This window comes from Streptomyces sp. NPDC032091, from assembly GCF_055580265.1.
Genome location: NZ_JBVILR010000016.1, coordinates 16,308 through 28,836, shown reverse-complemented (window position 1 = coordinate 28,836; position 12,529 = coordinate 16,308). Strand labels below are relative to the sequence as shown.

6 protein-coding genes are annotated in these 12,529 nt (G+C 74.5%); 3 read left to right on the top strand and 3 right to left on the bottom strand.

The genetic code is table 11. From position 1 onward, the window contains the following. Positions 1-19 precede the first annotated feature (19 nt). The gene (locus tag ACZ5NJ_RS24240; RefSeq protein WP_468767284.1) at positions 20-874 is read left to right on the top strand and encodes an STAS domain-containing protein; all 855 of its coding nucleotides are present in this window, start codon (positions 20-22) and stop codon (positions 872-874) included. A gap of 40 nt (positions 875-914) precedes the next feature. On the opposite strand, the gene ACZ5NJ_RS24235 is transcribed toward ACZ5NJ_RS24240, so the two are convergent. Beyond that, the gene (locus ACZ5NJ_RS24235; protein ID WP_468767283.1) at positions 915-1,424 is read right to left on the bottom strand and encodes a flavin reductase family protein; all 510 of its coding nucleotides are present in this window, start codon (positions 1,422-1,424) and stop codon (positions 915-917) included. A 158-nt stretch (positions 1,425-1,582) separates the two neighbouring features. On the opposite strand from ACZ5NJ_RS24235, the gene ACZ5NJ_RS24230 reads away from it, so the two are divergent. Both ACZ5NJ_RS24230 and ACZ5NJ_RS24225 read left to right on the top strand, forming a co-directional pair. Then, entirely contained in the window at positions 1,583-2,503 is a 921-nt protein-coding gene (locus tag ACZ5NJ_RS24230; RefSeq protein WP_468767282.1) for a Rieske (2Fe-2S) protein, read from the top strand. A 61-nt stretch (positions 2,504-2,564) separates the two neighbouring features. After that, entirely contained in the window at positions 2,565-3,788 is a 1,224-nt protein-coding gene (locus ACZ5NJ_RS24225) for a PP2C family protein-serine/threonine phosphatase (RefSeq protein ID WP_468767281.1), read from the top strand. A 31-nt stretch (positions 3,789-3,819) separates the two neighbouring features. Here ACZ5NJ_RS24225 and ACZ5NJ_RS24220 read toward each other — a convergent pair whose 3' ends face one another. Beyond that, positions 3,820-10,005 (bottom strand): hypothetical protein, encoded by a 6,186-nt coding sequence (locus ACZ5NJ_RS24220; RefSeq protein WP_468767280.1) that lies wholly within the window; start codon positions 10,003-10,005, stop codon positions 3,820-3,822. 53 nt (positions 10,006-10,058) lie between these two features. Beyond that, entirely contained in the window at positions 10,059-12,266 is a 2,208-nt protein-coding gene (locus ACZ5NJ_RS24215) for a hypothetical protein (protein WP_468767279.1), read from the bottom strand. Positions 12,267-12,529 lie beyond the last annotated feature (263 nt).

The following is a 12,529-nucleotide window of genomic DNA, read 5'->3' as shown; positions in this document are numbered from 1 at the left end:
CGGGCCTTATGGAGATTCCATGAGCACCTCCACCGACCCCGAGGTCCCCCGCGACGGGCAGCGGCCCGACGACGGGCCGATGGCCGTGACCGTCCGGCGCGAGGGCCCGGACAGCGCCGCCGTCCGGATCACCGGCGAGGTCGACGCCGACCGCGCCGACGAGCTCCGCCTGGCGCTGCTGGCCGCTCTCGACGCCTGCCCCGGAGGCATCAGCCTCGATGTCGCCGGGGTGCGCTTCCGCGACTGCTCGGGGCTGAACGCGCTGATCGACCTCGAACGCGAGGCCGCCCGACGGCACCGGCCCCTGAGGCTCACCGCCGCCGCGCCCGCCGTCCGCCGCCTGCTGGACGTGGCCGGCCCGCCCGCCCCCGGCGCGGACCCCGCCGGTGCGGCCCCCCGGGCCCGGGTGCACGGCACGGCGACGCCGGGTCCGGAGCGGGGCCGGGGCCAGGGCTTCGAGGTGAGCCGGGCCCGGCTGGAGGTGCCGGACGCCGACGACGGGCTCTGGGTGGTGTTCCTGGAGGGCACCGTGGAAGCGCACGACCGCTCGGCGTTGCGCTACGCACTGGACGGCGCCGATCCGGGTACTCCCGCGTACGTGATCGAGCTCGGGGGCCTCGCGCTGATGACGCCGACGGCCGCCGCCGTACTGACCGAGCTGGGCCGCACCCTGTCCGCCCGTGGCCGGCGCCTGCTGCTCGTGGGACCCCACCGGCTGACCGACCCCGTCGTGCAGCTCAACCGCACCTCCGGCTTCGTGGAGTTGCACGCGCACCTGGAGCGCGCCCTGGCCTCCGCATCCGGTCCCGGCCGCCGCGCGCCCGACCGCTCCCCCGGGCCCGGGGCCGACCCGGCCGGGGAACTGCCCGCCTGAAGGGGGACGCCGTCCCGCCACGGGACACCCGGGCGGGCGGTCAGGCCGGGTGTCCGGCCTCGACGTCCCGTACGTCCCCGAACCGCAGCGGCCGGGCGGCGGACCCCTCGGCGGATCCCTTGGCGGGCACGCCGCCGTCCTCGACCGGTGCGAGCAGGAAGCCCTCGTGGTCGCCCCCGGCGACGACGGCCTCGATCCGCCCGGTGAACCAGGCCGCCACCCCCGCCAGGACCGGACTGCCCTCCCGCCCGGGCCGCCAGCCGATGCCGGCGAACTTGTCCGTGCGGTCCCCGGTCCGTCCGCCGAAGAGCCGGGCGAGGGCCTCCTGGTGCCGGCCCAGTACGTGCACGGTGAGGTAGCGGGCGCGGCGCGCCACCCCGTACGTGTGGTTCTCGACCGACAGCCACACGACGAAGCGCGGCGGATCGATCGAGCACTGCGAGGCGAACCCGACGAGGCATCCGGCCCGCAGCCCGTCGGCGGCCGCCGTGACCACGTACATCGGGCCGTCCTGCACGACGGCGAAGTCACCGAGGTCCGGTTCCGGCATGGAGGCTCTCCCTGAGCTCTGGCCTGTACTGGGTCCCCCGCCCGCCCCTGCCCCGTCCCCCGCCCCGCCATGCGCGCGCCACCCGGGTTCCGGGGCCCGAGCCGGAGGGGTGGCGGAGGGCGGACATGGCTCCGGGCGCCCCGGGTAGACGCGGCCCCATGGACACGCACCGTAGGACACCAGGTCCGGGCCCGCTGCTGTCGGCGGTCGAGCGGCTCGAACAGGCCCCGCAGACCGACGCCGTGATCGACGCGCTCCGCAAGGCCGTCCGGGCCCTGCCGCTGGGTCCGGCACGCGACCTGCTCCACGGCCGCCCGCTGGGGCACCCCGCCCACCCGCTGCTCGTCCAGGTACCGATCGGGACCTGGCTCTCGGCCGCCGTGCTGGACCTCCTCCCGGGGCAGCGCCGCGGCGCTGCCCTGCTGGTCGGCGTCGGACTGGCCGGCGCGGCGCCGGCGGCCGCGGCCGGCTGGGCGGACTGGGCGGAGCTCCCGCCCGAGCAGGCCCGTACCGGCCTCGTGCACGCCCTGGCCAACACCGCCGGGGTCGCCCTCTACACCGCCTCCCTCGTCGCCCGCGGCCGCGGCCGGGACCTGCGCGGCCGGGCCCTGGCCATGGCCGGGCTCGCCACGGTGGGCGCGGCCGGCGCCCTCGGCGGCCACCTGGCCTACCGGCAGGCGGCCGGCGCCAACCACGCCGAACAGGTCGGGCACCAGGTCCGCGACGGGTGGCACGACCTGGGCGCGGCGGCCGCCTTCCCCGTCGGCCGGGCCGCGCTCGCCCGCGTCGACGGGGTGGACGTCCTGGTCGTACGCGAGGAGGACGGCACCGTCCGCGCCCTGGCCGACCGCTGCTCCCACATGGGCGGCCCGCTGTCGGAAGGGGAGATCGAGGACGGCTGCGTCCGCTGCCCCTGGCACGGCAGCCTGTTCCGGCTGGCGGACGGCTGGAACGTCGAGGGGCCGGCCACGGCCCCGCAGCCGGCCTTCGAGACCCGCGAGGTCGCGGGCCGCGTCGAGGCCCGGCTGATCCGCGGCCGCCGGCCGCACCGCCGCGGGCGGGCACCGGCGACGGCCTGACGACGAGCGGAGGCCCGCGCATGGAGAGCGCAGTGACCCGGGGCCGCCCGCGAACGGCGGGGTGAGCCAGGTGCCGGCCGACCGGACGGGTGAGGTACTGGCCTGGGTGCTGGACCGCTCGCACGAGGCCTCGGCCCGCCAGATACCGGCCCTGATCGACGGGGCCGCACGGCGGCTGGGCCTGACCGGGGCGCACCTGTACCTGGCCGACCTCCAGCAGGCGCGGCTCATGGCCCTGCCCCAGCTCGCCGCCGACCGCCCGGCCACCGGGGAGGCCGAACGGGCCGACGCGCTGGCCGGGGCCCTGGACATCGACGCCTCGCTGGCCGGTCTGGCCTACCGGGCCCAGCACGTCCAGCTGTCGCGCGACGGCACCATCGCCTGGGTGCCGATGGTCGACGGGATCGAGCGCATCGGGGTCCTGCGGGCGACCGGCTCGGAGCTCGACGAGGAGGACCTGGACGTGTGCCGGACGCTGGCGGCCCTGGCCACTTTGATCGTCGTCTCCAAGTCCACCCACAACGACCTCCTCGTCGTCAGGACCCGCAGCCGGCCCATGACGCTCCAGGCGGAACTGCTGTGGGCGTTCCTGCCGCCCCGCACGATCGGCACCAGCCAGGCCACGTCCACCGCCGTCCTCGAACCGGCGTACGACATCGGCGGCGACGCCTTCGACCACAACTTCAGCGACGGACTGCTCCACCTGACGCTGCTGGACGCCATGGGGCACGACCTGGCGGCGGGCGGCGCCAGCGCTGCGGGCCTGGCCGCGTGCCGCTCCACCCGCCGCGCCGGCGGCACCCTGCCGGACATCGCCGTCACCATCGAGCGGACCCTCCACCAGTGGGTCCCGGACCGGCTGATGACCGGGATCCTGGCCCAACTGGACACCCATCGGGGCGAGTTCGCCTGGATCAACTGCGGCCACCCGCCGCCCCTGCTGATCCGCGACGGACACGTCGTACCGGCGGCCCTGGAACGCCCGCCCCAGCTGCCCCTCGGCCTCGGCTTCCACACCGCGACCCCGCCCCCGCTGCACCGGGCCCGCCTCCAGCCCCGCGACCGGGTCCTCCTCTACAGCGACGGCGTCACCGAGGCCCGCTCCGCCACCGGGGACCTGTTCGGCGAGGACCGCCTGACCGACACCGTGATCCGCTCGATGGCCTCGGGCACCACGGCCCCCGAGGCCCTCCGCCGCCTGGTCCTGGACGTCCTCACCCACCAGGACCAGCGCCTGTACGACGACGCGACGATCCTCCTGTGCGAATGGCACCCCACGGCCTGAAGAGCGGGTGCCCGTCAGGCCGTGGGAAAGGTCATACCGGAAGCGCCACGCACCGGCGGAGCAGGGGCTCCAGGCGCATCTGGCCGTCCTCCCGGTCGAACACCTGGAGGGCGTCGAGGCAGGCGACGATCCAGCGGGCCTCGTCCTCGTCCTCGATCTGGACCGCCACGGCGGTCACCGCCTCCTCCAGATCGAACGGACCGTCCTTGAACGCTTCGTCGAGGGCCCGGTAGCCCGTCGCGAGCAGCGGGTCCGCGTAGACGCCCGTCGCCTCGGCGAAAGCCCGGCCCTCCGCCCTGTCCGAGCACACGCCGGCCATCCGCCGCAGGACCTCCTCGGGGTCCCCCAGCTCGTCGAGAAGCCGGCGCGCCCGTCCGACCAGCGACGGCCATCCGCTGGTCAGTTCGTGGAGGCGGTCCAAGCGGTCCTCGGTGTGGAACATCTCGACCCGCTGGGACCACAGGCGCAGGCTGCGCCGATCGTGGCGGCGCAGCACCACCGGCGCGGCCGCCGTGGGCTCGGTGCCCGTCAGCAGGCTGCGCCAAAGGGCCAGTTGGGCGGGATCCGTGACGAGGACCACCGCACGGGTCACGCCCGGGGTGATGGGCAGCAGGGTCTCGGCCAGATCCACGGCCTCGCGGCAGGTCTCCGGTCGGGCCGGGTAGTTGGCGAAGTCGCTGATGACGACACGCCGTTCCCGGGGAAGGCCGCCGGTGAGCTCCTGCTTGTAGACGCTGGGCTTGCCGACGGGCGGCAGCTTCCAGTCGGCGATGCGTCCGGCGACGGTGCGCAGGGTGTCCCCGACGTCGGCGATGCCGGTGGCCGCGGTCCCGAGGACGACCCTCGTCTGGTTGGACCGTTCACCGAGGAGATCGTCCAGCTGGGTGATCGTGAGCGGGGCCGGCCGCTTGTCGGGCAGCTCGGGACGGTCCTCCTGCACGATGCTCTCCTGCAGTTCGCAGTCCTGATCGGCCCGCAGCAGCCGCGCGTCCACTTCGTGGGAGGTACCGATCATGCGCAGGGCGTTCGGGCCGCGCAGGTGCCACCCCTGACCGTCGTGGTTGGGCGCCAGGATGCCGAGGCCCACCATCTCGGAGAGGTAGGCACGGAAGCCCTCGGTGTCGAGCTTCTTGAAGCCGGCACGCCAGAACGTCTCGCACTCCTCCCGGAGTTCGGCGTCGCTGAGCCGCATCTCCAGTCCGTGGTGACGGGCGTGGTAGGCGAGCACGTTGGCGATCACGTCGTAGCGGTGGTCGAGGCTCAGCGTGTCCTTGAACGCCGCCGAGATGCCGTCCCTGAGACCGGTGTCGGACTCCACGACCTCGATGTCGGCCACCTCGACCGCGTACGGCGGCCCCTCGACCCCGCGTCGCGACCGCTTGCGGTGCATCAACTCGACCAGCCGGTGACCGAACATCTGGAGCAGGAACGGCTGGTAGGAGCAGTATCCGAGCACCCTGTTCACGAGGTCCATGTCCTGGAACTCGAAGCCGAGCGCCCTCATCGGCTCGACCAGCAGTTCGGCGGCGGACTGAGGAGCGAGCGGGCCGATCACCTTCGGTGTCTGCGCGAGATGGCCGAACGGGCCGTTGCTCGCGAGCTTCGAGAACCGCTGGACCGAATGCAGTCCGGCGAACACGACCTTGGCGCGGTCCTTGGTGTCGGAGCCGAGGCCCTTGAGCTTCTTGGTCTGGTCGAAGCGGGGGGCGTCGGCCTCGAAGAACTGGTCGCACTCGTCGAGCAGGATGAGCAGGCGGCGGCGCGAGTCCCCGTCGAGCCAGGCGCGGATGCCCGCCCGCACCCGCTCGGCGACCTCCAACTTCGACTTGCGGACCGGGGGTCCGCCCAGGAGCTGGGCCGCCCGGAGCTCCCGTTCGAGCACGCTCCACAGGGACCCGGGCCCCAGGGAGCTGCCCTTGCCGATGTTCTCCTGGTCGAGGTTGACGTGCACGACGTGGTGGTAGCCGGGGCGCTTCCTCTCGAATCGCTCCCCCGCGTCGCTGAGGAGCGCCGACTTGCCCAGGCCTCGGCCGCCGAAGATGACCTGGGTGCCCTGCGGGTCCAGGATGCTCACCCGCTCGGCGTCCCGGCCGTAGAACATCTCGCCGCCGATGCGGCCGCGCTTCTCCCTGATGTACGGGTTGACGCCGGAGAACGGCAGGAGGGTCTGGGTGGCCGTGCTGACCTGGCGGTTGCCCCGGGCGGCGAGGTAGGCGAGGACGGCGTCGTCCACGACCAGCAGCGGCTGCAACCGGTCCGACCCGACGGCGAGTTCCACCCGTGCCTCGCGGCCCAGCGTGCCGAAGTAGGCGACCAGCAGGCTCGCACCGCTGGTGTCCCGGGCGGCCAGGCTCATGACGACCTTCGCCGGCGGCCGGCCCCAGACCATCAGGACGCGGAGGCTGCCGCCCTGCTCCCGGATCTGGGAACCGAACGCGGGGGCCTTCGCCCGGCCATTGACCTCGACGTCCGTCACCTCGAACAGACGGTATTCGCGCCGGTGGTGGGAGCGCTCGTCCAGGGGCCTCGCGCTCTTGGCGTCGTATCCCAGGAGCCGGAGGGCGGGGAGCAGCTGGCGCCGGGCGGAGACTTCGAGCCGGTCCTTCGGCTCGGTGCCGCCCAGCTCTCGCCACGCCTCCAGGGCGTCGGACGCGAGCACTGCCTCGTCCGTGGAGAGGCTGGCGTAGTCCAGGACAGGTACGGTCCCATGCCGGCCACCGGAGCGGACGAGCTCGACCAGACCGTGGTCGATGCCCTTGGGCAGTCCGTCCGGTACGGCCGGGAAGAACTCGGTCAGGTGGGACTCCCCGCCCTCGATCTCCGGAACAGGCTCGCCGATTTCCAGGAAGTAGACGAGGTCGGCGGCGGTGGGCAGGCCGCCGGTGTCCAAGTGCCGCAGGACCTGGGCGCGTTCTTCGGCGGTGATGTCCAGTGCGTCCAGCCGGGCCCGGATCCGGTCGGCGGCCTGCCGCCGGAACGCCGGCAGATCGCTCCGTACCGTGTCGAGGGCTCGCCGGACCTCCATCAGGTCGTGCGCGTCGACAGCGTCGAGCTGGCCGCCGGCGTCGGCGAGAAGTTCCTGGAGGCGCAGGTCCTGGTCGTCGGTCACGGCCCCGTCGGCCTGCGCCCGGTGCAGCTCGGCGATGAGTTCGACGTGCTGTCCGCGCAGGTCCGCACGCCGCGCCTGCTCCCGAGCCTCGATCTCCCCGAGCTCGGGGAGGGTGGGCTCGCCCGCCGCCGTCGCCGGCAGCGTGCGGCGTCCGGCCAGCTCGACGATCCGGCGGGCGGCGGTGAACGCGTCGTTGTCGAGCCGCTCGTCGAGGGCTTCCCGCCAGCCGCGGTCGACGGCCGTGAGGAGCCGGTCGAGCGGGGGTCGCTCGGACGGGGTGTCGCAGATCTTCAGCAGCTCGGCGTCCAGCACGAGTTCGGGGGCGACCAGGCCGCCGCCGGGCCGGGTGGTCGCCGTGTCCCCGGCCAGCAGGGCGAAGAGCTCCTCCATCGAGGTGCGAGCCGCCCATGCCGCAGCGGCGGCGACGGCCGCCGAGCGCCGTGCCAGCTGCTCCAGTTCCGCGAGCACCTCCTCCTTGCCGTCCAACAGGGACTGGCGCAGGGAGGAGATCTCCTTGACGGCCCGGCTGCCATCGGACCGGTCGCCGCGACGGATGCCGTCGACTGCCAGGCACCACTCCTTGAGGAGGCCGACGGCCCGCTCGATGAGGTGCACCAGATCCTGGCGTCCGGAGCCCTGGAGCGGCTTTCCGCTGGGGGAACGGTACTTGCGGTCCATGCGGTCGATCTCGTTGTTGACCTCGGCGAGCTTCGACAGCCGTTCGGCCTGCTCCCGGACCTGCTGGATCGTGTCGCGGTCGTCGCGGACCACCGTCATGAGCAGCACTCCGAGCATGCCGTCGTCGGAGGCAAGCCACCTCTTGGCGATCTCGGTCGCCCGGGCGAACCGCAGCCTCTGCGGGGCCAGCAGGGCCCGGCACTGCTCGCGCAACTCCCGCAGCCGTGCCTCCGTACCGGATACGTCGGCGATCACGACGAGGGGGGAGGCGATCATGAGAGCACCGCTGAGTGCCCGGTCGGCGACGGCGGTCGCCACCTCCCCGAGCCGGTCCGGGAGGCGCGGGACCAGGGCCTTGAGCTGAGCCCCGGCCATGTGGTCGCCGGTGATCAGCGCCGTGCGCAGGAGGGCGGGCAGCAGGACGAGTTCGCTCCCCTCGGCGTCCGGGCCCGCGTATCCGCCGTACTGCTGGAGCAGGTCCGCCGTCAGCCTGGCTCCCCGGCTGTCGCCGGACGTGAGCAGCGCGGCCGCACCGGCGAGACGGAATGCCGCCACCTGCGGCGCGGGCAGGCCCCCCGCGGCCGCCACGTGCTGGGCGAGCCCGAAGCGCCGCTCGACGACCAGCCGGGCCAGGGCCCGCTCGGCGGCGTCCTCGCTCTCGCCTGCGTGCTCTTCGACGGTCTCCGCCGCCCGGGTGCCGGTGCGCGCGGCCGGGACCTGTGCGACGAGCACGTCATGGCGCCGGGTGTCGCCGGGAGCGGCCTCGGACGGCCGCGGGAGCACGACGGCGGTGTGCGGCTCGGCAGCGGTGTCCGGCGGAACGGCCGGCACCGGCCGGGTCCCGACGGGTGCCGGGTGGGTCTCGGTGGGTGCCGGGATCCCGGCGGGTGCCGGAACGGACCCGGCCGGCGCCGAAGCCGGGGCGACGGAGGCCGGGGAGGTGCCGGCCGATGCCAGGTGGGTCCCGGCGGATGCCGGGGCGGGCCCGGCCGGCGCCGGGGCGGCCACGGCGGGGGACGGGGTGGGTACGGGGGCGGTGTGGAGGGGGGTGGCACCCGCGGTGGCCGCGTCGGGGCCGGTGGCGGGGCGGGGCGCAACCGCCCGAGCCGAGTGGGCGGGGGACGGGCTCGCGGCCGTCGGCCCGTCCGGTTCTCCGGCGGCGTCCAGGCCGGCCGTCGCACCGCCGAGGGGCCCGGTCCCGGCAGGGGCGTCGCCGGGGGCCTCCGCCGCGAGCGGTCCGGGACGGCCGTCCACGGGCGGTGTCAACGTCAGTTCCGGGGCCATGATGACCGCCGTCGCACAGCCGGGCAGCACCTGCACGACCTGTTCCTGCAGGGCCAAAATCTCCGCCGCGGCGTCCGCCTGGCGCCCGAGGCGGATGAGCCTGGCCAGGGCCGCGAGGGCGGCACCCCGCTGCCGTTCCGGTTCCTCCCAGACGGGTGCGTCCAGCAGTCGGCGGCCCTCTTCCCGGACGGCCTCGGCGGCGGGGGCCGCGAGGCTGTCCGGCCGGCCCGTGACGGTCAGCAGCTCCCGCAGGGTCTCCCGGGTGCGGGTGTCGCACTCCCGCGCGGTCCGGTACGCGTGGGCGGCGTGCGTCATGTCCTCCAGACGGCGGGCGACCCCCTCGATCCCCGAGGCACGGAACACCTCCTCGGTGTCGTCGAAGGCCGTGCCCAGCGCGGTCAGCGGTGCCAGCTCCTCCTCCTCCTTCGGCGGACGGCCGTCCGCAATGGCCTCGGTGACGTTCCGGAGGGCTTGCCCGGCGCGGCCGAGGGCCTCCTGGAGCCGGCGGCAGGCCGACTCCGGGTCCGGCTCCCCCTCGCCTTCGGGGGCGACTCCGCCCGGGCCGAAGGAGGGGTGGGCCGCCACGATGGACCGGGCCGCGTCACCGACCGCGGCGAGTCGCGCCGCGCCGCTCCCGTCGGCCGCGGCCACGAACCAGTCCTGGTCCGCCGCCCATGCGAGGATGTGGGCGTCCGCGACGGAGGCGTTGCACCAGGCGAACACCGTCGCCCGGACCAGGGTCGCACCCCACCGGGCGACCGGGTCGGACACCGTCTCGTCGTCCCGTGCGAAAACGAAGCCGCCGATCTGCTTCATCACGGTGTGGGTCAGCGCCCTGACCCCGCAGGTGCAGCTGTGCTGCCGGCCCTCGCGCCGTAATCTCGCGAGTACGTCCTTGCAGAGGGCCGCGCCCGCCCGGCGGGGGGCCGCCATGCGGATCCCCAGGCTGCTGAGGAGGTCCTGCCGGTCCTTGTGCGACAAGGAGTTGAAGGCGAGCTCCACCATGCCGACGGTGAGACCGTTCAGGGCGACGACCGCCTGGTGCTCCAGGGCGTTGAGGGCTCCGGCCAGGTCTTCGAGGGATTCCGCCGCGGTACGGGGCGGCGACAGGGGCGGCTCCGCGATGACGCGGTAGCGGTCGTGCATACAGACGTACTCCGATTTCTCTGCTGGTTCCGTGCTCGATGTGCGAGGGCCGGTCAGTGGCCGCGCACATGCTCGGTGACGAACGTGTATCCGTAGGGCAGTTCCCAGCCGTCGGCCTTGCCGAGCCTGCGGCAGTGCTCCCGGAAGGCCGCGCGCTGGACGTCGCTGGGTGAGGACCCCGGCCGCAGGCGGCGCAGATGGCCGGGGACGAACTGCCGTCCGCGCAGCCCCGCGCCGTCCGTTTCCGTACCGCCCCACGGGCGCCTGACCCGAAACCTCGGGGGCCGGTATCCGACGAGCGCAACGGACGGTTCTCCGGCGCGTGCCGGGTAGTGCGGTTGGCCCCAGGGGTCACGGCTGCCGAGGGCCGGTTCCAGGAGGCCCTCGGCGAAGAGCTCCATGACGGCCGCGTCCAGGGCGAGGGCCTGGGACCGAGCCGGCCGGCGGCCGTAGGCGGCACGCGGCAGGACCGAGCGGTCCAGCAGGGCGTGCCCGTCCAGGGTGAGGAGTCCGCACCGGCGCACGGCGCGCATGACGAGCTGCCGCGGGCCCAGGCCTGCGGCCGTGTCGCCGTCCCGGCCGCTGCCCGGCGCGTCCTCCCGCGTGAGGACGCGGGGGTCGTAACAGTGGCCGATGACGCGGCCGTCGATCCGTACCGGTTCATCGAGCGGTGCCGTGGCGACGCGGATCAGTGTGCCACCACGGAGCCAGCGAAACTCCAGTACCAAGCCGGGGAAGAAGTCGCCGGGCCAGGTGACTCCGGTCAGCCGGCCGGTGTCCCCGCCGAGGTCGGCGGTGACGTCCTGGACCGTCCTGCTCTCCGGGAACCCCTGGGGGGCATGGTCGAGTGCGAGGCGTGGCGTACCGTCCCCGCCGGGGAGATGGCGGAGTTCCCGCGTGACGTCCGAGTGCAAGGGAAGCCAGCCGCCGATGAGGTGGCCGAGCCGGAGGGGCGATCGCCAGACGATCTCCTCGGAGTCGGCCCGCACGAGTTCGCCGCGACCAAGGGAGGCCTCGTCGGCGAGGGGCAGGTCGACGGGTTCCACCTCCGCCCGCGGCTCGGGATCCGGCTCCGGGGCGGTGGGCGCGCCAGTCGTCGACGCCCAGCCGTTGCCGGCGGGCACGAGGGGATCTCCGGGGGCGTCCGCGTCACCGGGGTGGTGGGACCGCCACACTCCGCCGCCCTCGAAGGCGTCGTCCAGTGTGATCCGGGCGCCGTTGGCGAAGCGGCCCCGGTCGCTCCCGCCCCGCACGACGTCGGCGAGCGCCAGGTTCGCCCGGCACACGGCGGCGGCGTACCCCACTCCTCTCAGCGGTTCCGCTGCGCCGGGGAAGGCGCGGAGCCGGGGCCCGACCGCCGTGTAGACGGTGACCGGCGCGGCGAGGCCGTGGCGCCGCCTGGGGGGCGTGGCAGCGTGTTCGACCGCTGCCGTGAGGGATCGCAGGTCGTCCCCGCCCAGTGGTCCGGAGGCGCGCCAGCCGTCCGCCAGGGAGGTCCGTGTCATGGCGTACTGGCCCCATGTGCGCAGCGTGTCCCCGGAATTCAGTATTCCTCGCACAGTGTCCAGGAGACCGAGGAGGCCGGCCCGCAGAGCGTCGTCGCGCGTGCTGCCGACCAGTGCGGCCAGGGAGACGGGGACGAACGGGCTGAGCAACTGCCCCCGCGCCGTGGTCAGGAGGTGGTCCGCGTACGCCGCCAGGTCGTCGCTCCGAGCGGCCTCCCGGGACGGATAGCAGACGTCGACGACGACATGGCCGTCCCCGTTGATCCACCGCCGGCGCGTGCGCAGGCGGTGCAGTTGCGCCGGCGACAGGCTCAGGGCCGGGCCGAAGGCGTGCAGGTCCGGGACCAGCAGCTCCCTCCGCCGCGGGGTCGCGTCCTGCCCCGGCCTGCCGGGCCCCTCGGCGCCCGCGGGCGCCCCCGAGACCCACGCGGGTACGTCGCCGAGCGCACCCACCTCCGGGTGCGCCCCCTCCTTGTAGACGATCTCCGCGAAGAGCGGGTCGGAGCCGGTGGCCACGCACACCATGGCCCCGACCGGGAGGACCGGAGCCCCCTCGCCGAAGGTGATCACAGGGAAGTCGTCGAGGCGCAGCGGACTTCTGCCGTAGCCGTCGCCGCCGGTGTCGTAGCCGAAGTACACGGCGTTGAAGGCGACGGCGGTGTGCAACGGCGCCGGGCGGGCCACGGCCACCGCTTCGAGGTAGCGCAGCAGCCGCTCCCGCTCCGCCTCGGGGACCGCGTCGAACCCCCTCGTCATGACGGGAGTCAGCAGGGCTCGGTCGCCGTACGGGCCGGGCACTTCCGTCGCGACCCGCGCCGATGACGGCGCGGGCGAATCGGAACGTCCACCGACCGCTGACGACACACGCGGGTCCCCACCCATGACACCTCCGCCGCACTACGGGTCACCCCGGCCCGGTCTGCGGTTATTCACGCAGCCTATGCCGACGCATGGGCTTCCGGTGGCGGTTTCCTCACTTCTCCCCGAGCGGCTCGCGGGTCGATCCGGACCCGGCGCCT